This is a genomic window from Gordonia alkaliphila, from assembly GCF_023017165.1.
In the GTDB taxonomy this organism is placed as follows: domain Bacteria; phylum Actinomycetota; class Actinomycetes; order Mycobacteriales; family Mycobacteriaceae; genus Gordonia; species Gordonia alkaliphila.
In genome coordinates, this window is the sequence record NZ_JALKBW010000001.1 from 1,183,144 (window position 1) to 1,208,670 (window position 25,527).

Genomic DNA, 25,527 nt, shown 5'->3' on the forward strand with positions numbered 1-25,527 from the left:
CGCCGCAGGCACGAGTTGAATAAGCGTCACACCAAAGTGGTAACAGTCGTTATCAGTTGAACGGAGACGCCATGAGCGCCGAAACCATCACCGCCGGCCAAGCCGACGACATCGCCCGCAATGCCGAGACCATGCCGCGCTCCCGACGCGAAGCGCTCGACAACGTGGTGATCGACGACATGGACATGCTCGGCATCGCACTGCTCGCCGGGCCCGCGAACGTGATCATGCAGCTCGCCGTACCGGCCGTCGGCTACGGCGTCTACGAGTCGACGGTCCACTCCGGCAACCTGTTCAAGAATCCGACCAAGCGCACCCGCACCACGCTGACCTACCTCGCGGTGGCCGCGATGGGCTCGCCGGAAGTCCGCAAGGCGTACCGCCAGGCGGTGAACAAGTCGCACGCCTACGTGCGCTCCAGCGAGGCCAGCCCGGTCAAGTACAACGCCTTCGACCCGAAGCTGCAGCTCTGGGTGGCCGCCTGCCTGTACCGCGGCTGGGAGGACATGCAGCGGATCTACGGCGACCCGGCCAAGATCACCGAGGAGGCCTACCAGCAGGGCGCGGTTATGGGCACCACGCTGCAGATGCCGCGGGACCTGTGGCCGGCTACGCGCGCCGACTTCGAGGAGTACTGGCAGTCGACGCTCGCCGAGGTCGAGATCGACGACACAATCCGCGAACACCTGATGGCCATCATCCAGCTCGACTTCACCTACAAGCCGATCCGCCTGCTCGGCCGCTGGTACTCGGAGACCATGACCATCGGCTTCCTGCCGCCGGAGTTCCAACAGAAGATGCGGGTGTCCCAGACCCCGGCGCAGCGCCGATTCTTCGCAGCGCACAACGCGATTGCCCGCCAGCTCATCAAGATCCTGCCGAAACCGCTGCGGGAGTTCCCGTTCAACCTGCTACTGGCCGACCTCGACTGGCGCCGCCGCACCGGCCGCCCCCTGGTCTAAACCCGGTCAGACCGAAGGCAGTGCCCGCCACGTCGGCGGACACTGCCTTCGAAGCCCCGCAACAGCGACGCCGACGATCTACAGATCAGGCCACAGCAGGCCGAACGGCTCCAACCACGGATCGAACGGCGTCCCGATCACACCGAGCTCATCACTCACCGGCGACGAATCGTCTTCCAACGCAAGCAACGGCGACGGGGAGACACCGAACAACTCGGCGGCCTCCTGCGCCGCGGCCGGACCGGTAATGGTTCGCGCCGCCGCCTCCGGCTCCGCCTCACCGTCGGGGTCGTACACGTACGCCCGATACACGCAGCGGCTGCCGGCCGGATCCAGACGCCACACCTGGAACACGACACCGAACTCATCGCCGTCTTCACAGATCACCGCCCGACCCGTCGGCGCACCCGCAAAGAAGTCCGCCTCACGATGATCGGTCACCATCCCCGGCACACTGATCGACACCCGCACCCCGAGATCGGACTCCTCGACGTCGTAGTCCAGATCATCGACCGGGCACGACCCGGCTCCCCAACTGGCCCGCAACACCGCTGTCACCCGTTCCACCAGCGCCTCAGCCGCTGCCGCTTCCGCAACATCAGCGATCACAACCAGACCGTATGTACTCACCAGGGCACCTCCAACTCCGGGAACACCGGATCAGTGATCTGCGCATCCGACAGACCAAACCACTTCAACGTATCCACGCGCGTCTGCGCGAACAACTCCTCCACCAACTGCCGATCACCGGTCTGAATCCGGGCATACAGGTCTTCCCAATAGGCCCGCAACCGCGCCTCCCCGTGATCAGAAGTCCGGTCACCCCAAATCCCGTACGTCCCGAATCTGCCGTCATCAATAACCCGGCGAACATCAGCCACCAAATCCGGCAACGGTCGCGAGCCACACAAGACCCTCAGCGAGACCAAATGCTGCAGCGTGATCCCGCGATAAATAAGGCTCTCGCGCCCCCCTACACAATGTGCAATGTACCTTTTTTCGCTGGCCTCGCGAACACCGAGCACGTCATACTGATCATGAAGCTTCAACAGAGACGCCCACTTCGCGAATTCTGCCACCACCTTCGGGTCACGAACATCGCGAAAACGCAACTCTGGATGATCCGGAACCTTGAACTGATCGCCGGGCACACCACCCACGCCAGATTGAGTAGACGGCAACGGATACGAAAGTAACCCCTGATAGGCAGCCATATCGCCATTTGACGTCTTCTCCTGGTAGACGAACTGCATCCACCACTGCGGATCGGACCGCATTAACGACGTCGAACTACCCTTACCAGCGACCTCCCACCCGCCGCCCATCAAAACGGCGGCCTCCGAGGCCACCTCGCGCCACTGCTTCACGGTCAAAGCCATGACATCTCCTCCTCTGACACCGTGTTGGGTCGCGGCAGGCTCGGCCGCAATTCCCTGATCAATCTATTCAATGATTCTTCTGGAATATCAAACGACTTCTGAAGGTTTCGTATCCAAGCCTTCGAAATTCCAGTCTTACCGGTTTTCAAATCCACGATGAGCACCAGTCGCTCGGCGTCATCCACGTATTGCGTAACAACAATATCGGGGCGAACCGTATCCTTTTGATTACGAGGGCGCGGCGTAATATTGCCATATTCATCGATCTCAGGAGGCGCACCCTTTGGCACCGACCATTCATGATAGACATGGAAGCCCTCCCCGAGTGACTGTGCAAACTGTTCAGCCCATTCGGACACGAGGTCCTCGAGAGCCTTGTGTACTTTTGATCCCCAGGTTGTTGGTCGTAGCAAGTTCTTGATCTGCTCTTCCAGTCCGTCGGGGATGTTCGCCGGATCCGCATCCCGCGCCTCCGCCAACGCCTCGAGCACGGCATTAACCACCTCGTGCGCCTGGTCGGCGAGTTCCCCGAACCGGTTCATCAACTCTTCGAGAGTATCGGAATCCAGTGGTGCAGTGGGGGCAGGTTCCCGGCTGGTGTCGCCATCGGGGCCTCCATCTTGGCTGAGAATGTTGAGCAGCCATGTGACCACTTCGCCGATCCTGCTGGCAGAACCTTCGTCGAGGCCGGGGACTGTCTGCCCGGGGAGTTGGTCTGTGGGTGGGGTCCACCATTCCAGGGGAATGCGCTCGAGAAGTTCTCGCGGCAGGAAGTCCTCGGCCCAGTCAGGGATCGTGGGCGAGTTCGGATCCACCGGCCCGGGCTCATCAGGTACTTGTCCGGGGGTGTCGGGGACCGTCGGCGGTTCGACGCCTGGCTCGGTCGCGGGCGGGTCGTTCGGCGACAACTCCGGCGCCTCTGGATCGTCACGGGGAATAGCCGGTTCCGGATCGACCGGGCTCAAATCTGGTTGACCTTGGTCCGGCTCTGGGACCGTTGGCGGCGGATCACCACCGAGGTCTGGCTGCTCCTGGTCACCCGGCCGGTCGGCATCGGGATCGTGCGGCCGCACGTGCGGTGTAGTTTTGGGTGGTTGTGTCTGGCCTCGAAGTCCGTCATCAAAAGTACCGCGGTGGCGTTCCTGCAGCTCACGGAGAAGGTCACGAATGCCGTCGTCGGCTAGATCCCCCAAACCGCCATCCGGATCCTCCAAGAACCGACGAAGACCCTCAATCTCCTCGGGTGTCCCCCTCGAAATCAGGTCACGAATCATCCCGTCGAATGACTCTGGATCTTTGAGTAGGTCCGCTAGTGCTTTACGAAGTGCGTCACGTATCAGGCTGTCGATCGGGATCCCGTCAAACATCCGACCCAGTAGGCTGGCCACACCGGCCCCGAGTAGGCCCAGCAACGCGCCGAGTAGCCTCCCCAGTTCGACTTCAGGACTCGCCCGACCAGTCTCTAGCAAGGCATGGTCACTGGTCCTACCGTTGCCACGGTTGTCAATCGGTGTCACCTGAGCCGGTGGCGGCGTCTCATCCAACTGTGGCGGAGCTTGCGGTTCCCCAGGCTGTGGAGCACTCGGAGGCTGAGCAACAACTGGCGGTGACGGCGTTGGCACCGCACGTTGCCAGTCACCGTCGCTAGGAGGGTCGGGGCGTCCTAGGTCGTACTGAGGATCCCAATCCGGATGATTCGGTCCCCACGGAACCGTGTCCTGGTGTGCGCCGCCCGTACTGTCACCAAACCCGTCACCGTCGACCGACTCGACTGCACTCGCCTCAGCACGACCGAGTATCTGCGACCGATTCCCCGACGCTGTTCTTTTGCGCGGGTACGACGAAGCAGTCGCCGCTGCTCCAGCGACCAGCCACACCCATGCCGGGACACCACCTGATTCCTCGTCATCGACGAGAACCACATCTGGCGCCCCCGAGCCGGCTGGCACCGGTCCCGCGCCTGGGCCTTGTTCACGGGTATCGATCGGCGCTGGCCCGCCGCGCCGACCCGGCGGAATTGGATCTGCCGGGGCGCCCTCCACCGCCGGCCCGGATGGCACGGTCGGGATCGGGCCGGAATCCTCCTGCCCGGGGAGCGGGACAATCGGAGTCCCGTTCCCCGCACCCGGGCCGTCACCCGGGCTCGCTCCGATATTCGGGGCCGGCGCCTCACCGGTCTGACCCGGCACCGTCGGCGGCCCCTGCTGCTCCATCGGCGGCGGCGTATAAGTCGGCACACTGATACACGGCCAACCCGGCCCATACTGCTCACGCATCTGGTCACACAACGCATCCGCGCCGCCAACCCGAACCCACCAACACACTCACACCCGCAGCACCGACCACGACAGCCGTCGCCACCACCCGCCGCAAACCGGCACCCCGCCGGTCATCCCTCGCGCCCTCGCACCGCCGCAATCGCCGCGTCAATTCCCGCCCAGAACCAGCGGCCACCGATCGCCATCACCAGAAAGAACACCAGAAACACGGGGATCTGACCCCACCGCACAGCCCACTCCGACAGATTCGTGATATTCGCTGCCGCCAACACCATCACCACCACACCGACAACAAACAACACGACCGTCACCACCGGCACCGACTTCCCGTCACCAGCAGACCCACTCCCCGCACCCTCGACGGCCGCAGGAACAGGCCCCACCGCGTCACTGTCGGGCTTGCGCATCGTCGCCTCGATCACAGCTCACGCGCCTTGCCGTAGACATGCACCGTCGTATCGTTGCCCGCAGTCCCGATCGACACCCGCGTGAACGACCGCACCGCAACCGTCCCCACACAACCGGTCACCCGCAACGACACACCATCAAGACTGATACCCGCAGCACCATTGACGAACGACTTCGTCCCGAAATCGACCACCTCGATGGTTCCGGGGCGCAAGTTCGCCGACACAGTACCCATCACCTGACCACCGATCACTACCGCAGGCGGGTACGAAATCGACATCTGCGCCGTCGGACCCGCCGAAACTGCCGCCGTCAACGAATCAAAATGAGCACCGCAACCCACCTGGAACCCCGTCGACACCGAACCCGCCATCACCGGCGAAGTCCCGCACCGACACCCGCCCGAACCCCGCAAACTCAGGAAAGCCTCCTTCGTCGTCCACGGAGCATTATTGAGCGGATGCACCCGCACCACCCGCTCACCAGACTTCGTCGCCGTGACCTTCCACCCATCAGCAGACGCCCGAGTCACCGAACGATCAGCAGACGCCCCCCCCTGGAGCAGCCTGAGCCACCCCAGCACCCAACAACGGCACCACCGCCGCCACAACCACCAACACACCGCGCGAAAACCGCATAGCTGAAACCCCCAAGTCAGAGAATCTGTGAATAACCCCGCTGAACACTACACACGGGGCGAAACACCCTGACCAAGCGCGTCAAATCTGCGAGTCCGAGCTCGCCCCCGACTCACACCGATCCCAGTTCCCACTTCGAGAAATCGCCGATGGCACTGCAGACCCTTCTACAGCAGAAGACCGGATCGACCTCCCACACGGAATCCGCGCCAGGCCTGAGTTAAAACTCTTTAGTGCCCGATACTGATGGCCACGAGAATTGGCGCTGGCATCGTCGGCGCGGTGTGTGCGGGCGGCGAGCCCATGACCCGTTGAGATCTACCCTCTCGAGTCAGGAGATCTTCGGCCACTCACGAGGGTGACACGCTGAACGCTTAGGCGCGCCGGAGCCGTTTCAGGGCGGAGCGGTCCAGGTGGGCCACGTCGGTGTGGCCGGTCAGGCCGAGCGTGAGGTCGAGTTCGGCGATAATGTTCGCGACCGCTTCGCGCGCGCCGTCGGCACCGTTCAGCGCCAGGCCGTACATGTGCGGACGACCGATACACACCGCGTCGGCGCCCAGCGCCAGCGCCTTGAACACATCGGCGCCGGTGTAGAAGCCGGAGTCGGCGAGGATCTTGGTCTTACCCGCCACCGCGTCGGCGATGTCGACCAGCGCGTCGGTCGACGAGATGGAGCCGTCGACCTGTCGTCCGCCGTGGTTGGACACGATGATGCCGTCGACGCCGAGGTCCACGGCCTGCCGGGCGTCGTCCGGATGCAGGATGCCCTTGAGCACGATCGGCAGCGACGTCTTCTCGCGCAGCGAGGCGATGTCGTCCCAGTTCAGCGACGGCCGCGAGTAGATGTCCAGGAAGGTCTGCACGGCCGCGCGCGGCTCCGGCGCCGTCAGGTTCTTGCGCAGGTCGCCGGGGACGTTGCGGGCGATGGAGAACAGCGTCTTGATCGCGCCGAGGGAGATCTCCGGTCGCTCGTCGGCGGCATCGCGTAGGCGTTCGGCGACGATCTCCCAGAACGACGGATCCGAGGTGTACTGATTGATACCCTCGCCCCGAGCGAACGGCAGCGAGCCGAGGTTCAGGTCCTGCGGCCGCCAGCCCAGCATGGTGGTGTCCAGCGTGACCGCGAGGGCCGCCGCGCCCATCTTCTCCGCGCGGGCGATCAGGCTGTCGACCAGGCGATCGTCGGTGGACCAGTACAGCTGGAACCAGCGCGGCGCACCGGGGGTCACGGCCTCCATCGCCGCCGCCACGTCCTCCATCGGCGCGCAGCCCTGATTGGAGAAGATGTACGGCACGCCCAGCTCCGCGGCGGCCTTGCCGATGTGCACGTCGGCGTCCGGATGGGCCAGCGCGCCCGCACCCACCGGCGCGAAAAGCACTGGCGCAGCGAGGGTTTGACCGAACAGCTCGATCTCGGTGCTGCGCTGGCTCACGTCGCGGAGCACGCGCGGCACGATGGCCCACTCATCCAGCGCGGCCCGATTGGCCGCCATGGTGCGACCCTCCCCCGCGCCGCCGGCGATGTACGCCCACGCGCGCGCAGACATCTTGGCCTTGGCACGCCGTTCCAGTTCGGCGAAGTCGGTGGGGATCACCGGCTTTCGCCCGTGGATACCCGCGGTGTAGACGTCGTTCTGGCGGGAGCGTCCGAAGTTCACGGTCACCATGACGGGTCAGCCTTTCGCCTGCGCGTCGGCATCGTCGCGCTGCAGATAGAAGTAGAAGTGGCGGTCCCGGACCAGCGAGGTCTTGCCGTTCATGATGCCCATCAGCGTGCGCTCGTCGACCCGCTTGAAGTGATCGATCACCGGCTGCCCGTCGTAGACCATCGACGCGGTCACTTCCCCGCGGAAGCCGACCGGCCAGAGGCTGGCCTCGCCCTTCCCGATCTCCTTGTTAGAGTACAGGTTTCCATTCTCGTCGCGGCAGACCATCGGCGCGACGTCGTACCAACTGCGAAACCACTTGCCGTGCCAACCGACCTTCTCCAACTGCCCGTCCATCGGGTGCCCGGACGGCAGTTCGCCGCCGCGCCAGTCGCCGAGGATCTCCTCGACGGTCACCACCGGCAGTGCCGCCCAGATCGCGTCGAGGTCGGCCGGCTCGCTGATCTGCTGCGAGGCCACCCGCTCGAAGAAGGTCGACACGGCCTGGTCTGCGGAGAGTTGGCTCATACCGGGAGCATATCTATCGTGAGACCCGGGACACAGTGACGCAGTGCACATCTGCGGGCACGCGGCGGGCCGGACAGGCCGGAAGGTTCGACGAATGACAGCGCACCGATACGACGACCTGCGCGCACAGGTTCGCGCGTTCCTCGACGCGGAAATCGCGGCGGGCACGATCGCCCCGACCGCCGACAGCTGGTTGACCGGCTGGGACACCGAGTTCACCCGGCGACTGGCCGAACGCGGCTGGGTCGGCATGACGATCCCGCGCGAATACGGCGGCCACGGACGCGGCCACCTGGAGCGGTTCGCCGTCACCGAGGAACTGCTCGCCGTCGGCGCCCCGGTCGCCGCGCACTGGATCGCCGACCGGCAGATCGCACCGTCGCTGCTCAAGTTCGGCACGGAAGCCCAGAAGCGGGCACTGCTGCCCGGGATCGCCTCCGGCACAGTCTTTTTCGGCATCGGAATGAGCGAACCCGACGCCGGCAGCGACCTCGCCGCGGTACGCACCCGCGCCACCCGGGTCGACGGCGGCTGGGAACTCACCGGCACCAAGGTGTGGACCTCCGGCGCACACCGCGCGCACTACTTCATCGCGCTGGCCCGCACCCACCCGCGCGAGGACGGCCGACGCCACAACGGGCTCTCCCAGTTCATCGTCGATCTGCGCGGGCCCGGCGTCACCGTGAATCCGATCATCTCGATGAACGGCGGCCATCACTTCAACGAGGTGGTGCTGGAGAAGGCGTTGGTGCCCGACGAGCGGGTCTTCGGCGAGATCGGCGCGGGGTGGACCCAGGTGACCAGCGAACTCGCCTTCGAACGCAGCGGCCCCGAACGCTTCCTGTCGACGTTCCCGCTACTGAGCGCCGCCGTCGAATCCGACGACTCGACGGTCGACGACGCCGCCCTCGGCGCGAGCATCGCCCGGATCGCCGGCCTGCACCACATGTCCGGCGCGGTCGCCGAAACCCTCGCGCGCGAAGAACCCGCCGACCTCGCCGCCGCCGTGGTGAAAGTGCTGGGCACCGCCACCGAAGGCGACATCGCCGACGTCCTCGACCTGACGATCGCCGACGACACGTCGCCACTGGGCGCGGCGGTCGCCGCCGCTGCCGATCAGCGGCCCGGTTTCACCCTGCGCGGTGGCACCAACGAGATCTTGCGCGGCGTGATCGCCCGCGGACTGGGGATGCGATGAGCGGCACCGAACTGAACGACCTGATCGGGGCGGTGCTGACCGCGCACCGCGACGACCCGCCACGACTGTGGACCGAACTCGGTCGGGCAGGTCTCACCCGGTTGACCGGCTCGGTCGACGGCGGCGGCAGCGGCGCGGGCTGGGCGGAATCCGCCGCACTACTGCGCGCCGCCGCCGCGCACGGCGTCGAACTGCCCGTCGCCGAACACGATCTGCTGGCCGGCTGGCTGTGCGAGCGCGCCGGACTACCGGTCGACGATCGTCGCCGCAGCGCCGCGGTCCTCGACGCGCACGGGCGGGCGCGGCGCGTCGGCTGGGCGGCCGCTGCCGAACGCCTCACGCTGCTGCACCCGATCGGCGACGGCTGGGCCGTATCCGACGTCGACGCCGCCGACGTCGCCATCACCCCGGGCCACAATCGCGCGGACGCACCGCGCGACGACCTCGCCGCGGATCCGGCTGCGCTGCAGGGAGTTTCGGTAGATCCCGGCACGGTCGAGCAGTTCGTCCTGCGCGGCGCGCTGGCCCGCGCCGTCGGCATCACCGGTGCGCTGGATCAGATCCTCGCCGAGGTCCTCGAACACACGACGACGCGCACGCAGTTCGGCCGTCCGCTGGCGCAGTTCCAGGTGATCCAGCACGCCGTCGCCGACCTGGCCGCCGAGAACGCGTTGGCGCGGGCCGCCGTCGACGCGGCCGTCGGGGCGATCCCGGTCGAGGCGCCGCACGCCGACCTCGCCCCGCAGACCGCGTTCCGGATCGCGGTGGCCCGCTCGGTCACCGGGCATGCCGCGTCGATCGCGGTCCGCACCGGGCACCAGCTGCTGGGTGCCATCGGCACCACCCGCGAGCACCGGCTGCACCTGTTCACCCGCCCGATCCTGGCCTGGCGCAACGAGTTCGGCAGTGTCGCGCACTGGGACACCGTGGTGGCGCAGACCGCGCGGGCCGCCGGACCTCAGGGTTTGTGGCCGCTCATCACCGGCTGACCGCACCCCGCGGCGAGCGGGTCAGGAGAAGCGCATCTCCTCGGTGACGTCGTACCGGCGCGCGTCGACCGCATCCAGGAACGCGTTGTGCCGCACATGCCACGGTCCCTCGTGCGCGGCCTTGGGCATCCGGTGGCCGGACCGCTTCACGTAGCCGGAGTCGAGTTCGAAGAAGGCGTGCGCTTCCGGCTGCCGCCCGTTCAGCGTCGGATAGGCCCGGGTGTACCCGTTGCTGCGCATGTGGGCGACCAGGTCGGCCACCGCCTTGCTGGTCAGATCCACCCGCAGCGTCCACGACGCGTTGGTGTAGCCCACCGACCACGCGAAGTTGGGCACGTCGTTGAGCAGGTAGGCCCGGTAGCCGTACCGGTCGCCGGGGTCGACGGCCTCGCCGTCCACCGACAGCGCGATGCCGCCGAAGGCCACCAGATCCAGACCGGTCGCGGTCACCACGATGTCGGCGTCGAGCACGCGGCCCGAACTCACCCGCACCCCGTGCTCGGTGAAACCGGCGATGGTGTCGGTGACCACCTCGGCACTGCCGTCGCCGACGGTCTTGTAGAAGTCGGCATCCGGGATCACGCACAGCCGCTGATCCCACGGCTCGTAGGCCGGTTTGAAGTGCTTGTCCACGTCGTAGCCCTTGGGCAGGTAGTGCACCGCGAGCCTGCGGATGAGGCGCCGCGCGGTCTTCGGGAACCGCCGACAGAACAGATACAGCGCCATGGTGATCGCGACGTTTCGGTACCGAATGAGGTCGTGCGCCAACTGTTTCGGCAGCAGCCGCTGCGCCAGGTTGGTCATCGGATCGGTCCACGGATACGGGAACAGATAGCTGGGTGAGCGCTGCAGCATCACGACGTGCTCGGCGTCGGCGGCCAGCGCCGGAATCAGCGTCACCGCCGTCGCGCCGCTGCCGATCACCACCACCTTCTTGCCGGTGTGGTCGAGGTCCTCGGGCCAGAACTGCGGGTGCACCATGGTGCCCGCGTAGTCCTCCTCGCCCGGGAAGTCGGGCCGGTACCCGGCGTCGTACCGAAAGTAGCCGGTGCACAGGTAGAGCATCCGGGCACGCTCGGTGCGGGGTTCGTCGTCGACCAGCAGGTCGACGGTCCACAGGTCGGTGTCGGTGTCGAAGTTCGCCGACACCACCTCGGTGGAGAACTGGATGTGCGGGTAAATACCGAAGTCGCGGGCGGTGTTCTCCAGGTAGTCGCGGATCTCGCCGCCGGTCGCCATGGTGCGGTCGCCGCGCCACGGGTTCCACGGGAAACTGAGCGTGAAGATGTCCGAGTCGCTGCGGACCCCGGGGTAGCGGAACAGGTCCCAGGTGCCGCCGATCCGCTCCCGCTGCTCCACCATCAGGTACTTGAGGTCCGGATTCCGTTCTCGCAGCCGGTAGGCCGCGTCGATACCGGAGAGACCGGCCCCGACGATGAGGACGTCGAAGAACTCGGAATCGTTGTGCACCATGGGTTCTCGTATCTCTTCTCGAGTCAGGCGGACTTGGCGCCCTTGGCCGACTTGGACGGCTTGGACGGCTTGGCGGCTTCGGCGGGCTCGGCGTCGGCCTTCTTACTCACCGACGCACGCAACGCCGCGAGCAGGTCGGCCACCTCGTCGCCCTCCGCCTCCGGTTCCGCGGTCGGTTCCGGAAAGGCTTGCTCCCCACCGGATTTCGCCTCGATCAGTTTGCCCAGTTCCTTCTCGAAGACGTCCTCGAACTGGGTGGGATCGAAGTCGGTGGCCATGGTGTCGATCAACGACGACGCCATCTCTAATTCCTGCGGCCGAATCTGCACGTCCTGGTCTAGGAAGGCGAACTCGGGTTTGCGCACCTCGTCCGGCCACAGCAGGGTCTGCAGGGTCATCACGCCGTCGATCACCCGCAGTGCCGCCAGCCGGGTGCGCGTGCGCAAGGTGAACATGGCGATGGCCAGGCGATCGGTGGATTCCAGCGCCTGCGCCAGCAGGGTGTACGCCTTAGGCGACTTCGATGCCGGTTCCAGGTAGTAGGCCTTGTCGAAGTAGATCGGATCCACCTGGTCGGCCGGCACGAACTCGAGAATCTCGATCTCCGGGCTCCGATTGACCGGCAGCGTCGCCAGATCCTCCTTGGTGAGGATCACCGGCTGGCCGTCGTCGCTCTCGTACGCGTTCGCGATCTGGCTGAACTCCACTTCGGTGTCCGTGCCTTCCCGAACACGCCGGTAGCGGATCCGTGTGCCGTCCTTCGCGTCCACCTGATGGGAGGACCGGTCATGGCTCTCCGTCGCGGAATAGACCTTGACCGGCACGTTGACCAGGCCAAAGCTCAGATCACCCTTCCAGATCGAGCGCATGGGTCCATTGTGCCAAAGACCACACCCGACAGCGACGAACCGTCACTTCCAATCGGAAGTTCGTCGTGCGGCACTCCGCGGGAAGCCGTAGCCGAGGCGGCGGCTGTTCGGTGAGAATGGACGGATGAGCGGATCGGACTTGGAGGTCGACGGCCACCGCATCGCGCTCACCCACCTCGACCGCGTGCTCTATCCCGACGGCACACGCAAGTACGACGTGATCGCGTACTACCTGGCCATCGCCGACGCGATGCTGCCGCATCTGGCGTCCCGGCCGGTGACGCGCAAGCGGTGGCCGTCGGGCACCGAAGCGGCGCCCTTCTTCGAGAAGACGCTCCCGGCCGGCACGCCGGACTGGGTTCCGCGGTTCACCATCGCCCATTCGGAGGGCGAGAAGTCCTATCCGGTCGCCACCAGTTCCGCGGTACTCGTCTGGTTCGCTCAGGTGTCGGCGCTGGAATTGCATGTGCCGCAATGGCGCATCGACCTGTCGGCGGGCCACGAGGACGGTCGCACCGACCGGCTGGTGCTCGACCTGGACCCCGGACCCGACGTCCCGCTGACGCAATGCGGTCAGGTCGCGCTGACCATCCGGGACGTGCTGACCGACGCCGGGCTGCCGTCGTGGCCGGTGACCAGCGGCGGCAAGGGGATTCACGTCTACGCGCAGCTGCCGTCGCCGGTCAGCGCCGACTCGGCCCGCACGGTGGCCAAGCAGATCGCGGTCTCGCTGGAGAAGGCGTTCCCGCGCGATGTGACCGCGTCGATGAGCAAGGCCGCGCGTCCGGGCAAGGTGTTCCTCGATTGGAGCCAGAACAGCGCCAGCAAGACGACGCTGAGTCCGTACTCGTTGCGCGGCCTGACGCAGCCGTGGGTCGCGGCACCGCGTGAATGGTCCGAACTCGCCGAGCCTGACCTGGCGCAACTCCGGTATTCCGAAGTGCTGGAACGGTTTTCGCAGTCCGGCGACCTGCTCGGCGGCGCTACCGCCCCACCCACCGCTCCACCCGCAGAACCCGTCGCCGATCTGCCCGCGGGCGTCGTCGATCTCGGCGTGTACCGACGTCGCCGAGCGGCACCGATGCTGGCCGTCGACCAGCCGATCGACGCCCTGGACAGCGACACCTGGGCGTTCGAAGGCAAATGGGACGGCTACCGCGTCCTGGCCACCGTCCGCGACGGCCGGTTGCGGCTGCATTCGCGGTCAGGCAACGACCTGACCGGCGACTTCAGTGAACTCGCTCCGCTGGCGCAGGCCGTCCCCGGCGGGGACATGGTGCTCGACGGCGAGGTGGTGGCCCTGGACGCCGACGGGAAGACCGACTTCGGCCTGCTGTCGTCGCGGCGTCGTCGCACCGACGGCACCCGGCTCGAGTTCTTCGTCTTCGACGTCCTGGAACTCGACGGTCGCGACCTGACCGGCGCGCCGTGGGATCAGCGCCGTCGGGTCCTGGAAGAGCTCCGACCGGCGCTCGCCGCACTGCCGAACGTCCAGATCCCGGATCTGCTCCCCGGCCCCGGCGCCCGCGCGGTGACTCGGGCTCGGGACATGGGCTGGGAGGGCGTGGTCGCGAAACGTCGTTCCGCCCCGTACCGGCTCGGCACCCGCAGCCCGGACTGGCGCAAGCAGAAGAACTGGAACAACGTCGAGGTGGTGATCGGCGGTTTTCGTCTCGGCCGCGACGGAGCCAACCGCACCCTCGGCTCGGTGCTGGTGGGGCTGCCCGCGGAGACCGGCCTGCGCTACGTGGGCCGCGTCGGCACCGGCTGGACACAAGCACAGGCCGCGGATCTGCTCGCCGAACTGCGGACACTGACGATCAGCCGCAGCCCGTTCCTGGCCGTCGATGCCCCCGTCGCCTCCAGTGCCACCTGGGTGCTGCCCAAGCTGGTGGTGGACGTCCAGTTCATGAACTGGACGTCCACCGGGCACCTGCGCCATCCGTCGTGGCGTGGCATTCGCCGAGACAAGCTGCCCGGCGACGTCGACCCCGCCGGTAGCCCATCCCGCGCACCGTGACGGCGGTGCGGCCCGCCGACCGCGGTCAGCTCAGGTGGTGCACTTCCTGCAGGCCGTAGACCGGCGTGTCCAGTCCCTCGAAACGGGCCTTGAGCTGCAGCGCGAGGTACAGCGAGTAGTGGCGCGACTGGTGCAGGTTGCCGCCGTGGAACCACAGACCCGGCTGCTGGGTGGGCTTCCACATGTTGCGCTGCTCGCCCTCCCACGGCCCCGGATCCTTGGTGGTACCCGAACCCAGGCCCCACACCTTGCCGACGCGGTCGGCCACGTCTTGGCCCATCAGGTCGGCGGCCCACCCGTTCATCGACCCGTATCCGGTGGCATAGACCACCACGTCCGCGGGCAGTTCGGTGCCGTCGGACAGCACCACCGAGTTCTCGGTCAGGTGGTCCACCCCGCCCTTGGCCAGCTTGATGGTGCCGTCGGCCACCAGCTCGCACGCACCGACGTCGATGTAGTAGCCCGAGCCGCGGCGCAGGTACTTCATGAACAGACCCGAGTCGTCGTCGCCGAAGTCCAGATCGAAGCCGGCCGCCTCCAGCCGCGCGTAGAAGTCCTTGTCCCGCTCGCGAATCTGGTCGTACAGCGGAATCTGAAACTGGTGCATGATCCGGTACGGCAGCGACGCGAAGGTGAAGTCGGCCTTCTTGGTGGTCATGCCGTCGGCGACGGCCTGCTCGCTGTACAGCGCCCCCAGCCCGATCTCCATCAGCGAATCGGATTTGACGATGTGCGTCGACGACCGCTGCACCATGGTGGTGTCGACGCCCGTCTCCACCAGCGCCTTGCAGATGTCGTGGGCGGAGTTGTTCGCGCCGATCACCACCACCTTCTTACCGACGAAGCCGTCCGGCCCGGGATGCGCGCTGGAGTGGTGCTGCTCGCCGGCGAAGACGTCCTGTCCGGGGAAGGTCGGCACGTTGGCCTTGCCGGACATGCCGGTGGCCAGCACCAACTGCGTCGGGTGCAGGGTCAGTTCTTCGCCGTCGCGGATCACGTGCACCGTCCAGCGGCCCGTCGCCTCGTCGTACGACGCGCTGGTGCATTCGGTCTTGGACCAGTACGGCACCTCCATCACCTTGGTGTAGAACTCCAGCCAGTCGCCGATCTTGTCCTTGGGGGCGAACACCGGCCAGTTCGACGGGAACGGCAGGTATGGGAGGTGGTCGTACCAGACCGGATCGTGCAGGCAGAGCGACTTGTATCGCTTGCGCCACTGGTCGCCGGGACGGTCGTGCTTGTCGACGACCAGCGCGGAGACACCGAGCTGGCGCAGTCGTGCGCCGAGCGCGATGCCGCCCTGGCCGCCGCCGATCACCAGCACGTACGGCTGCACCGCCCGACCGAGCTCGGCTTCCTCGTCCTCGCGGCGCTGCGCCCACGACCGCTGGTCGGGATCGGAGCCGTGCACGGCGCCGAGGGGCCGCGCGAAACCGTTCGACTCCTCGTGCCCCTTCAGCTCCTGCAGCGTGGTCAGCAGCGTCCAACCCTGATCCACGCCGTCGGGTCCGGGCTTGATCCGCAGGTGCCCCTCGCCGCGACCCGTCGCGGTCTCGAAGACGATGAACGCCTCGGCCACGTCGTCGGCCGCGGTGGCCGGCTCGCTGGTGGCCCACGCCGACGGCGCCGTGTCGGCGAGCCGGTCGTCGAGCATCGCGGCGATCTCGTCGTGCCCCTGCGAAGTCTTGAGATTCCAGGTGAAGGCCACCAGGTCGCGCCAGTAACTGTCGGTCGCGAAGAGCGCGGTGGCCGCGGCGACGTCGCCGGTGGTCAGCGCCGCCGAGAAGCGGGCCAGCCACGCATCGATCCGCTCTTGCGGGGATCCGAGCAACTGGTGTTCGGACGCCTGAGATTCAGGGGCCTGGGGTTCCAGAGTCTGGGTCATGGTCGACGCCTTCCATCGGGGTGAGGTAGATCACTTCGTTCGGTTGTGACGCCCAGCACACCCGGCGGCGGTGCGCCCCGACAAGGGTTGCAGCGGGTTGCAACGTCGACGGGTTGACGCGGGCCGATCGCGCGGGGACCCTCGACTGTGACCGCCCACACACCCGAAAGGCGCCCGTGCCCCACGCCGTCCCGCCCGAACCGGCCCTCGCCGCCGGCGACGATCCGCGCGCCCACGCCGCGGTGCTGCATGCGGTGTACGACGCGTCAATGACCGGCGGCCGCCCGCCCGCGCGCCCCCGTTCGGTGATCGGTGAATCGTGGGATCGGGTCCGCCAGACCGGCCTGCGACCGGATTCCACCGGCGATCCCGTGCTCGACACCGTCGACCTGGAGCAGCGTCGATCCGAATCCGGCTTGACCGAACTCCTCGCCCCGCTGATGCACCATCTCGACACGCTGATCGTGGACGGCGAGAACATCCTGGTGGTGGCCGATGCCGGCGGTCGCGTGCTCTGGCGCAACGGCGTGAATCGAGTGCTGCACCGCGCCGACCGCCTCGGCTTCACCGAGGGAGCCTCCTGGGCCGAGGATTCGGTGGGCACCAACGCCATCGGGACCGCGCTGGCCTCCGGTCGCGCAGTGCAGGTGTTCTCGGCCGAACACTTCGTCCGTACCCACCACGAATGGACCTGCGCCGGGGCGCCGATCCGCGACCCACGCTCGGGCCGAGTGCTCGGCGCGGTCGATGTCTCCGGCCCCGCCGCCACCATCCACCCCACGACGCTGGCCCTGGTCGACACCGTCGCTCGCCTCGCCGAATCCGAGTTGCGCGAGCACCACCGCGCCGGGCTCGACGCCCTGCGCGCGGTGGCCGCACCGATCCTCGCGCGCTCCGCGGGCCCCGCCTTCGCGGTCGACGCCTACGGCTGGGTGGCCGCCCTCGACGGCGTCGATCCGCGCGCACGGCTGACCATTCCCGGTACCGCGTCGGCCGGACGCCACCGCGTGCAGGGCATCGGCGACTGCGACCTGGAACCACTGCCCGGCGGATGGCTGGTGCGCGTGGCCGACATCGCGGCCGAGCCGGATCTGGTGCAGGTGGAGCTCGTCGACGGCCCGCAACCGCTGGTGCGCGTGTCGGGTGCGGGCGGCACGTGGGTCCATCGCCCCACGCCGCGGCATGCGCAACTGTTGCGACTGCTCGCCGACCACCCCGAAGGGCTGACCGCCGCCGAAGTGGCCGCGCGGGTCTTCGGCGACCCGTCACGACGCATCACCGCACGGTCGGAGATGTCGCGACTGCGCAAACACCTCGGGGGCTTGCTCGCCGCCAACCCCTATCGCTTCGCCGGGCACGTCGTGGTGCTGCGCACCGACGACGACCCGGGTGCCCGGCGACGTCAACCCAGCCGGTAGCCCATCCCGCGCACCGTGACGATGGCGTCGGCGCCGATCTTCTTACGCAGCGCGCGCACGTAGACGTCGACGATGTTCGAGCCGGGATCGAAGTCGTAGCCCCATACGTGCGACAGGATCTGCTCGCGCGCCAGCACCTGCCCGGGATGGCGCAGGAACAGTTCGAGCAGCACGTATTCGCGGGCGGTCAGATCCACCGTGCGGCCACCGGTCTGCGCCCGCCGGGTCCGCAGGTCCAGCGAGAGACCGTCGACCGTGAGCACGCTGACCTCGGGGACCGCTTCGCCGGCGCGCACCCGCAGTCGTACCCGGGCGAGAAGCTCCTCGAAACGGAACGGTTTGGTCATGTAGTCGTCGGCGCCGCCCTCGAGCCCGGCCACGGTGTCGCCGATCCCGTCGCGGGCGGTCAGGATGATCACCGGCGTCGGGACCTTCTCGGCCCGCAGTGCGGTGAGCACCTCGAAGCCGTCCATACCGGGGAGCCCGATGTCGAGGATCACCAGGTCGAAGCCGCCCTGCCGGGTCAGCTCCAGAGCATGAGTGCCGTCCCCGACGGTCGTGGTCACGAATCCGTTGGCGCGCAAGCCCTTCTCGATGAACGACGCGATGCGCTCCTCGTCTTCGGCGATCAGAATCCGATTCACGTCGCGTTCCTTTCCGTTGTGCCCCGCTCCATCGGGTTCCGCTCGACCGGGGCGGAAGCCGGGATCTCGATACCGAAGGTGGCACCCTCACCGGAGACCGAGTGCAGTTTCACTTCACCGCCGTGCGCCTCGGCGATCGCCCGGACGATCGCCAGACCGAGGCCGGCACCGGCGCGGTAACCGGTCGCCTCCCGCGGCCGCGAGCCGCGGTGGAACCGTTCGAAGATGGTCTCCTGATCGGCCGGGCTCACACCCGGCCCGGTGTCGGCCACCCAGAACGACACCATCGGCCGGCCCCGGGCATCCGAGTGCAACGCGGAACCGAGACGGATCTCGGCGCCCGGGCCGGTATGGCCCACGGCGTTGTGCGCCAAGGCCACCATCGCCTGGGTCACGCGCTGCGGATCCACCTGGACACTGCCCTCTCCCACCGCATCGAGGAGCCAGCGCCGATCCCCCAGGGCCCGCACCTTCGAGTGGATGTCGACGGTGAGTTCGGCGACCGAGACCTCTTGCCGCCGAACGAAATCCGGTCGTTCCGACTTGGCCAGAAGCAGCAGATCCTCGACCAGACGGCTCATCCGGTCGAGCTCTTCGGTGACCAGTCGCATCACGTCAGCGCGCTCGTCCGGGTCGTCGCCCATCAACTCCAGGTGCCCGCGGATGATCGTGATCGGGGTGCGCAGTTCGTGGCTGGCGTCATCGAGGAAGTCCCGCTGCGTGGCGAAAGCGAGCGAGAGCCGGTCGAGCATCGCGTTGAACTGCTCGGCCAGCGCGGAGACGTCGTCGCGCCCCTGCACCTCGATCCGGCGGGTCAGGTCGTTCTCGTTGATCTCGGCGGCGGCGTTGCGCACCAAGCGAATCGGCGCGAGGATCCGCCCGGAGACGAGGTAGGCGCCGGCCCCCGCCAGCAGCATACCCACGAAGCTGACCAACGTCAGCGTGCGCATGGTGGCGACGACCTCGTCGCGGTCGCGGTCGATCGCGAAGCCGACGATGAACGTCCCGGCCGCCTCTCCGCTGTTCGGGGCGGTCACCGACACCTTGCGCCAGCGCAGTTCGCCGTCGTCGGTGTGCAGCGAGCCCCGCGCCGCCGGCTCGGCGGCCACCTGCAGCACCCGCTCGGGGCGGGACGCGAACGGGTACGGCTCGCTGCGGTCCTGGCGCACGATGCCGCCGTCGGGCAGCACCCCGACCACCACCTCGTCGTCGTCCGGATACTGCCGCTGCAGATGGCTGTCCAGGATCTCGGCGACGCTGCCGTAGGGACGGTCGGTGGAGCGGTTCACGCCGACGGAGGCGACGCCGACGAACTCCTCGATCTCCTGCACCAACGCCTGATCGATGTCCTCGTCGACCTCGCGATACAGCTCTTCGCGGGTCGCGACGTTGATCACCAGGAGGACGCCGAACATCAGCAGCATCACCCAACCGATGATCAACAGCCGGGCGGGGATGCGCCTGCGCGCACCCCCGCCCGGCCGTCCGGCGTCGCCGGAATCAGTCGTCACCATCGTTCCCGTCATCGTCGTCCTGGCCATCATCCCAGTCGTCGTCACCGTCGTCGTAACGGTCGTCGTCCCAGTCGCCCCGGTCGTCATGGTCGATCACCGGCGGCGGCGCCGTCTCGACGCGGGGCTGACCGATCGGGCCGGTCGGACCCACCCGCCGGTCATCTCGATCATCGTCGCGGTCGTCGTCGCGGTCGTCGTCGCGGTCGTCGTCGCGGTCGTCGTCTCGATCGTCGCCGTCGTCTCGGTCGTCGGAGACCGCAGACATCTCGCCGATCTCGACGTTCGACGGCGGGCTGCCCGCCGAATCAGACGTGCCGATCACGAAGTAGGCGATGGCCACCGCGACCACGGCGATGCCGAGCAAGGCCGTTCCCACGATTCCGGTTCCACGCAGTCCAGGTTTCATGGTTCCCACGGTGCTGCCCGGTTCTGAGGCACAGATGAAGCCAACATGAAGAGAACTTCATGTTGTGCGTGCGCGGATGAAGATTTGATCATCTCGGCCTCATCGACGATTCATCACCGCCCCGAAACCTGGTGTTCATGCACCAGCAGATCACCGAACCCCGCCGCTCGGCCCGGCCGCTGCCGCCCTGGGTCGTTGCCGGACCGCCCCACCGGGTCGGCCCGCCCTCGACCGACCTGCCCAAACGCCGGGTGCGGCGGCCGTCCGTCGGATTCCTCGCGGCGGTCAGCGCGGTCGCCGCGCTGGCGGTGGTCGTGTTGGCGCTGCCGGGCGGGCCGGACGGCCCCGCCCGGATCTCCATCGTGGTGTTCCTCGTCGCGATCGCCCTCTGGCTGGGCAACCGGGTAGACGACACGTACGTCGCGCTCGGGGCGGCCCTCGTCCTGGTCGGGTTCGGGGTGGTCGGCAGCGACGTGCTGTTCGGTGCCCTCGGCTCGGAGACGATCTGGCTGCTGGTGGCCGCGTTCGTGGTCTCGGCCGGCGTCTCGGCGACCGGTCTCACCGCCCGTTTCGCTGCCGGCCTGATCACCCGCGCCGCCACCGTCCGACAGCTCGCGCATCTCGTGACCTTCGCATTGCTGGCCACCGCCTTCGCGGTGCCGTCCACCTCCGGGCGGGCCGCGCTGACCCTGCCGATCTTCACCGCGCTCGCCGGTGCCGTCGCCGACCGTCAGCGCGTGGTGAAGGCCTTCGCCATCCTGTTTCCCACCGTCATCCTGCTCACCGCCGTCGCCACGCTCATCGGAGCCGGCGCGCACCTGGTGACCAACGAGATCCTCGCGGCGACCACCGGCGAGCACATCGGCTTCGCGCACTGGCTGGTCCTCGGGCTGCCCCTGGCACTGGTCTCCGCGCACCTGGCGACGGAGCTGGTGCTGCACCTGTTCACCACCGCCGACGACCGCTCCGCTCGCCTGTCGGTCACCACCGCCGACCTCGCGGCCCACGTGTCCACCCCGCTGACCGGGCGCCTGCGTCCGTGCGAGATCCGCGCGCTGGTGATCCTGGCGGTGATCATCGCGTGCTGGATCGCCGAACCCTGGCACGGCCTGCATCCCGCGCTGATCGCGCTGGCCGGAGCGCTCGCGATCACCAGCCCTCAGCTGGGCACCACCACCATGAGTCACGGATTGCGCACCGTTCCGTGGGGGCTGCTGGTCTTCATGGCGGCCACCGCCACCCTCGGCGCCGCATTGGCCGGGTCCGGAGCCGCCGACTGGCTGGCCGGAGGCGTGTTCGGGGTCATCGTCGACGCTCCGCCCGCGGTGGTCCTGGTGGCCCTGGTGACGATCAGCGTCGCCGCGCACCTGGGCATCGCCTCGCGCACCGCCCGATCGTCGGTCCTGATCCCCCTGGTGATCCCGGTGGCGCTGAGCGCCGGGCTGAATCCGGTGGCACTGGCCTTCGCCTCCACCGCCGCCGCAGGCTTCTGCCATTCGCTCACGTCGTCGGCCAAACCGGTCGCCATGTTCGCCGAGATCGACGGCACCACCGCGTACACGTCCGCCGACCTGCTGCGCCTGAGCCGCGTGCTGGCGCCGCTGACCGTGCTGCTGGTCGTCGCCTGCGCCCTCTGGCTGTGGCCCCACCTCGGTCTCCCCTGTCGTGATCCCCTGTCCTGATCCCCGCCCACCCGGCCGTTCCGTCCCACCCGCTCGCTCGCCGGAGGTCCCCATGTCCATTCGCCGTATCGTCGTCGCACCCAGCGGCTTCAAGGAAAGCCTGTCCGCCCCGCAGACCGCGTCCGCCATCTCCGCCGGCATCGAGCGGGTGCTGCCGGACACCGCGGTGCAATCGCTGCCTTTGGTCGACGGCGGCGAGGGATCGGCTGCCGCACTGGCCGAGGCCACCGGCGGTCACCTGGTGCCCGTCCGGGTGACCGGCCCGGTAGGTGAGCCGGTGAACTCCCACTACGCCCTGCTGGGCGGCCCCGGGCCGCGCACCGCGATGGTGGAGATGGCCGCGGCGGCCGGCCTGTCCTTGGTTCCGCGGGACCTCCGCGACCCCGGCGCCACCACCAGCTTCGGGGTGGGCGAGCTGATCTCCGCGGCACTCGACGCCGGTGTCGACCGCATCCTGGTCGGCTGCGGCGACTCCGGAATCTGCGACGGCGGAGCCGGTGCGCTGCAAGCACTCGGCGCCCGGATCACCGATGCGATGGGCCGCCCGGTGGGCTTCGGCGGCGCCGCCCTGGCCGACGTCGAAGCCGTCGACCTTTCCGGGCTGGATGGCCGGATCGTCGGCACCGACATCCGACTGGCCGTGAACCAGCACAACGTGCTCTGCGGTGAGCGCGGGGTGGCCCGGGTCTTCGGTCCGCAGAAGGGAGCGACACCCGCACAGGTGGAGTTGCTCTCGTCGGCGATGGAACGGTGGGCCAAGGTGATCGAGCGCGACCTGCACCGGGATCTGCGCGACGCACCCGGGTCCGGCGCCTCCGGCGGGCTCGGCGCCGGACTCGCGGCCGGGCTGGGCGCTGCACTGCTGCCGCGCTTCGAGGTGATGTTCGAGCACGTCGACATCGCCGGTGCCATCGCCGACGCCGACCTGGTGTTCACCGGCGAAGGCTCCATCGACTTCCAGACGCCGCGCGGAAAGATCCCCGCGGAGGTGGCCCGGATCGCCTCCGCGCACCGCGTTCCGGTGGTCGCCCTGGCCGGCACCATCGGAACCGACGCCCACCTCAACTATGCGACCGGCATCGACGCGATCGCCTCGATCCTGCCCTCCCCGCTGGCGCTCGACGACGCCCTCGGCCGCGCCGCCGAGTACCTCACCGACGCCGCCGAGCGCACCATGCGGCTGCTCCTCGTCGGCCGAGCACTGGCCTAGTTGTAGTGCCCGGATCGCATTGTCGGCACGTCGTGGTGCTGCTCACCAACTTCGACTCGGGTACGGCCGGATCGGCGGCGAACGCCTAGCCTGGATGGCGGTGGTCCGTGGGATACGGAACGGCAGCTCGAAAGGCTCAATCGATGGTGGTCGTCGCGCAGATCAGTGATCTGCACTTCAACGGAACCGACGATCATCGCCACCGCGTGCGCGCGGTCCTGGACTATCTGCACTCCACCGTCGACGGCGGCGCCCAGATCGCCGCGTTACTCGTGACCGGCGACCTCACCGATGAAGGACTGCCCGCCGAGTACGCCGAGGCGGCCACCGAGCTGCGCTCCCCGATCCCCATCGTGACGCTGCTCGGCAATCACGACGACCGCGCGGCCTTCACCGCCGAGCGCGACGGCGTGGCCAGTACCGCACCGGTCAATTCCGCACTGCGCCTCGACGGACTCCTGATCCTGGCGCTGGACTCGTCGATCCCCGGCCGGTCGGACGGCTATCTGTCCGACGAAACGATCGACTGGGCGCGCGCCCAGATCGCGGAGGCCGGCGATGTCGACGTACTGCTGACCTGGCACCACCCGCCGGTCCATCTCGGCATGCCGTACATGGATTCGATCTGCCTCGATGCCGACGAACGCGTCACGGCCCTGGTTCAGGATCATCCGAACGTGGTCGGCGTGGTCACCGGCCACGCGCACAGCCCTGCCGCCACCGTCTTCGCGGACCGCCCGCTGATCGTCGCACCCGGGGTGGCCTCGACGCTGAACCTCCCCGTCGAGGGCCCGGACTGGGTCAACGCCAGCCAGGGCCCCGGCTTTGCACTGCACGTGATCGACGAGCACCGCCTCACCACGCACTTCCGCATGCTCAGCAGCTGGTAAGGCTCCACCGCACACCACCGCTTGGTAAAACAACGGCGTCCTGGCGCGCACCGATGGCCTATACGCCTCGGCGGCCGCCAGGGCGCCGTTGTTTTACCGATGCGTCACCTCACTCCCGGCGAGGCACCGGACCGCCGGAAAAGTGCTCGAAAATTAGTTCGGCCAAAGTGTTGCATGCACACCATATTGGGCGTAACTTGGAGTGTGAAGCAGGAAACCAGTGGTCAGGCCCGGGAGGTGACCGGCATGGACGACGCATTCGATGCGCTCGCGCTGGTGGCTGACCTGTGTCCGGAGCAGCTTCTCGCCGTTCAAGACGCCGCCGAGAAGCAACTGCAGGAGGCTGCTCTGGCCCGGCAGAACGAGGACGGCCTGCTCGATCTGCTGGAAGCCCGCGAGCGCACCCTGGCCGCGCGCCAGATCTTCGACGCCGCTCTCTACGTGGAACTCAGCGACCGCGGCGCCTACCGCAAGGGCGGATTCGTCTCGCCGTTCGCGCTGTACTCGGGCGGTCTGCGCCTGGGCGAGGGCGAAGCCCATCGCCGCGCCCGGCTTGCGACCGCGCTCGGTCGGTTCACCGCCATGACCGGCGAACGTCTCGAGCCGTCGCTGACCGCTACCGAGGCAGCCGTCGCCGACGGTGAGATCGGCCGGGAGAACGTCCTCGTCATCGCCGAGGTGATGGAGAAGGTGCCGGCCGCGGCCACCACCGGCGACCGCACCAAGGCCGAAGCCATGCTGGCCGAGGCCGCCAAGACCCTCGGGCCCAACGGGGTCGGCGTGGTGGGCAACCGGATTCTGGCGTGGCTCGACCCGGACGGCGAACTGTCCGACGACACCGACCGCCGACGGCAGCGCAGCTTCTCGCTGCAGGGCCAGGACCGCCAGCTGATGAGCAAGATCCGCGCCCGCCTGACCCCGGTGGCCCGCGCACGACTGGAAGTGACCCTCGCCCAGTGGGCGGCGCCGGGGATGAACAACCCCGACGATCCCGAATCCCCGCGGGGCGCGGCCGACCAGCCCGGCCTGGACCCGGCGGTCCTCGCGGCGGCCGCCGAACGCGACGACCGCTCCCTCACGCAGCGTCAGCACGATGCGCTGCAGGCGCTGATGGAGTGGGAGCGCGCCCAGACCGGCGTCGCGCCGAACGGCAGCCTGTCCTCCGAACTCGTCATCACGGTCGCCGAGACCGACCTGGCCCGGCAGGCCGGTGTCGCCCTGACCGCCACCGGTACCCGTCTGCCGGTCGGCGATCTGGTGCAGTTGGCCGGCAGCGTGGTGCCGTGGCTCGAGGTGTTCGCCGGCGCCGGTTCGCAGGTGCTGTACTTCGGTCGCGGGCGCCGACTCGCCTCCCGTGCCCAGCGCCTGGCCCTGTTCGGCCGCGACCGCGGCTGCACCACCGTCGGCTGCAGCGTCCCGTTCGCGCGCACCCAGGCCCACCACATGCCGGACTGGACCGACGGCGGCCGGACCGACTGAGCCGCCCCCT

General features: G+C 68.2%; 22 protein-coding genes. 9 read left to right on the top strand and 13 right to left on the bottom strand.

All coding sequences use genetic code 11. The annotated features are described in order from the left end of the window. Window positions 1-71 precede the first annotated feature (71 nt). A complete protein-coding gene (locus tag MUG78_RS05235; RefSeq protein WP_372493128.1) occupies window positions 72-962 on the top strand; it encodes an oxygenase MpaB family protein in 891 nt (296 codons plus the stop codon). 78 nt (window positions 963-1,040) lie between these two features. Here the strand turns inward: MUG78_RS05235 and MUG78_RS05240 are convergent, their stop codons facing one another. The 7 genes from MUG78_RS05240 to MUG78_RS05270 form a co-directional block, all read right to left on the bottom strand. Continuing rightward, a complete protein-coding gene (locus MUG78_RS05240; RefSeq protein ID WP_246992842.1) occupies window positions 1,041-1,592 on the bottom strand; it encodes a hypothetical protein in 552 nt (183 codons plus the stop codon). Beyond that, window positions 1,589-2,341: a hypothetical protein gene (locus MUG78_RS05245; RefSeq protein WP_246992844.1), complete on the bottom strand. Its 753-nt coding sequence runs from the start codon at window positions 2,339-2,341 to the stop codon at window positions 1,589-1,591. The genes MUG78_RS05240 and MUG78_RS05245 overlap by 4 nt, the downstream gene beginning before the upstream one ends. Next, on the bottom strand, window positions 2,332-3,708 hold the full coding sequence (locus MUG78_RS05250) for a M24 family metallopeptidase (RefSeq protein WP_246992846.1): 1,377 nt from the start codon (window positions 3,706-3,708) through the stop codon (window positions 2,332-2,334). The genes MUG78_RS05245 and MUG78_RS05250 overlap by 10 nt, the downstream gene beginning before the upstream one ends. A 1,022-nt stretch (window positions 3,709-4,730) precedes the next feature. After that, window positions 4,731-5,042 (bottom strand): hypothetical protein, encoded by a 312-nt coding sequence (locus MUG78_RS05255; protein ID WP_246992848.1) that lies wholly within the window; start codon window positions 5,040-5,042, stop codon window positions 4,731-4,733. Beyond that, entirely contained in the window at window positions 5,039-5,650 is a 612-nt protein-coding gene (locus tag MUG78_RS05260; RefSeq protein ID WP_308221331.1) for an MspA family porin, read from the bottom strand. The genes MUG78_RS05255 and MUG78_RS05260 overlap by 4 nt, the downstream gene beginning before the upstream one ends. Before the next feature lie 390 nt (window positions 5,651-6,040). Further along, window positions 6,041-7,333: an alpha-hydroxy-acid oxidizing protein gene (locus MUG78_RS05265; protein WP_246992850.1), complete on the bottom strand. Its 1,293-nt coding sequence runs from the start codon at window positions 7,331-7,333 to the stop codon at window positions 6,041-6,043. Window positions 7,334-7,339: 6 nt separating this feature from the next. Next, window positions 7,340-7,840: a DUF4334 domain-containing protein gene (locus tag MUG78_RS05270; RefSeq protein WP_246992851.1), complete on the bottom strand. Its 501-nt coding sequence runs from the start codon at window positions 7,838-7,840 to the stop codon at window positions 7,340-7,342. A gap of 94 nt (window positions 7,841-7,934) precedes the next feature. Between MUG78_RS05270 and MUG78_RS05275 the strand changes: the two genes are divergently transcribed. Then, window positions 7,935-9,038 (top strand): acyl-CoA dehydrogenase family protein, encoded by a 1,104-nt coding sequence (locus MUG78_RS05275; RefSeq protein ID WP_246992853.1) that lies wholly within the window; start codon window positions 7,935-7,937, stop codon window positions 9,036-9,038. Beyond that, window positions 9,035-10,027 (top strand): acyl-CoA dehydrogenase family protein, encoded by a 993-nt coding sequence (locus MUG78_RS05280; protein ID WP_246992855.1) that lies wholly within the window; start codon window positions 9,035-9,037, stop codon window positions 10,025-10,027. The genes MUG78_RS05275 and MUG78_RS05280 overlap by 4 nt, the downstream gene beginning before the upstream one ends. A gap of 21 nt (window positions 10,028-10,048) precedes the next feature. Here MUG78_RS05280 and MUG78_RS05285 read toward each other — a convergent pair whose 3' ends face one another. Both MUG78_RS05285 and ku read right to left on the bottom strand, forming a co-directional pair. Further along, on the bottom strand, window positions 10,049-11,500 hold the full coding sequence (locus MUG78_RS05285) for a flavin-containing monooxygenase (protein ID WP_246992857.1): 1,452 nt from the start codon (window positions 11,498-11,500) through the stop codon (window positions 10,049-10,051). 23 nt (window positions 11,501-11,523) lie between these two features. After that, window positions 11,524-12,369, bottom strand: coding sequence for a non-homologous end joining protein Ku (gene ku, locus MUG78_RS05290; RefSeq protein WP_246992859.1), 846 nt, complete (start codon window positions 12,367-12,369; stop codon window positions 11,524-11,526). A 124-nt stretch (window positions 12,370-12,493) separates the two neighbouring features. On the opposite strand from ku, the gene ligD reads away from it, so the two are divergent. Continuing rightward, the gene (ligD, locus tag MUG78_RS05295) at window positions 12,494-14,389 is read left to right on the top strand and encodes a non-homologous end-joining DNA ligase (protein WP_246992861.1); all 1,896 of its coding nucleotides are present in this window, start codon (window positions 12,494-12,496) and stop codon (window positions 14,387-14,389) included. Window positions 14,390-14,414: 25 nt separating this feature from the next. Here ligD and MUG78_RS05300 read toward each other — a convergent pair whose 3' ends face one another. After that, window positions 14,415-16,274 (bottom strand): NAD(P)/FAD-dependent oxidoreductase, encoded by a 1,860-nt coding sequence (locus tag MUG78_RS05300; RefSeq protein WP_246992863.1) that lies wholly within the window; start codon window positions 16,272-16,274, stop codon window positions 14,415-14,417. A 176-nt stretch (window positions 16,275-16,450) separates the two neighbouring features. Here MUG78_RS05300 and MUG78_RS05305 point away from each other — a divergent pair, with 176 nt between their 5' ends. Then, window positions 16,451-17,692: a GAF domain-containing protein gene (locus MUG78_RS05305; protein ID WP_246992865.1), complete on the top strand. Its 1,242-nt coding sequence runs from the start codon at window positions 16,451-16,453 to the stop codon at window positions 17,690-17,692. On the opposite strand, the gene MUG78_RS05310 is transcribed toward MUG78_RS05305, so the two are convergent. The 3 genes from MUG78_RS05310 to MUG78_RS05320 are packed head-to-tail and all read right to left on the bottom strand — an operon-like array spanning window position 17,677 to window position 20,226. Continuing rightward, window positions 17,677-18,336 (bottom strand): response regulator transcription factor, encoded by a 660-nt coding sequence (locus MUG78_RS05310; protein ID WP_246992867.1) that lies wholly within the window; start codon window positions 18,334-18,336, stop codon window positions 17,677-17,679. The two genes, MUG78_RS05305 and MUG78_RS05310, sit on opposite strands and share 16 nt — an antisense overlap. Beyond that, on the bottom strand, window positions 18,333-19,862 hold the full coding sequence (locus tag MUG78_RS05315; protein ID WP_246992869.1) for a sensor histidine kinase: 1,530 nt from the start codon (window positions 19,860-19,862) through the stop codon (window positions 18,333-18,335). The genes MUG78_RS05310 and MUG78_RS05315 overlap by 4 nt, the downstream gene beginning before the upstream one ends. After that, window positions 19,837-20,226, bottom strand: coding sequence for a hypothetical protein (locus tag MUG78_RS05320; protein WP_246992871.1), 390 nt, complete (start codon window positions 20,224-20,226; stop codon window positions 19,837-19,839). The genes MUG78_RS05315 and MUG78_RS05320 overlap by 26 nt, the downstream gene beginning before the upstream one ends. A 167-nt stretch (window positions 20,227-20,393) precedes the next feature. On the opposite strand from MUG78_RS05320, the gene MUG78_RS05325 reads away from it, so the two are divergent. The 4 genes from MUG78_RS05325 (at window position 20,394) to MUG78_RS05340 (ending at window position 25,517) form a co-directional block, all read left to right on the top strand. Then, complete coding sequence (locus MUG78_RS05325) at window positions 20,394-21,938, top strand: SLC13 family permease (protein WP_246992872.1); 1,545 nt, start codon at window positions 20,394-20,396, stop codon at window positions 21,936-21,938. 52 nt (window positions 21,939-21,990) lie between these two features. Beyond that, window positions 21,991-23,148 (top strand): glycerate kinase family protein, encoded by a 1,158-nt coding sequence (locus MUG78_RS05330; RefSeq protein ID WP_246992874.1) that lies wholly within the window; start codon window positions 21,991-21,993, stop codon window positions 23,146-23,148. A gap of 143 nt (window positions 23,149-23,291) precedes the next feature. Then, window positions 23,292-24,038: a metallophosphoesterase gene (locus MUG78_RS05335; RefSeq protein ID WP_246992876.1), complete on the top strand. Its 747-nt coding sequence runs from the start codon at window positions 23,292-23,294 to the stop codon at window positions 24,036-24,038. A gap of 246 nt (window positions 24,039-24,284) precedes the next feature. Then, window positions 24,285-25,517 (top strand): DUF222 domain-containing protein, encoded by a 1,233-nt coding sequence (locus tag MUG78_RS05340; RefSeq protein ID WP_246992878.1) that lies wholly within the window; start codon window positions 24,285-24,287, stop codon window positions 25,515-25,517. The last annotated feature ends 10 nt before the right edge of the window (window positions 25,518-25,527 follow it).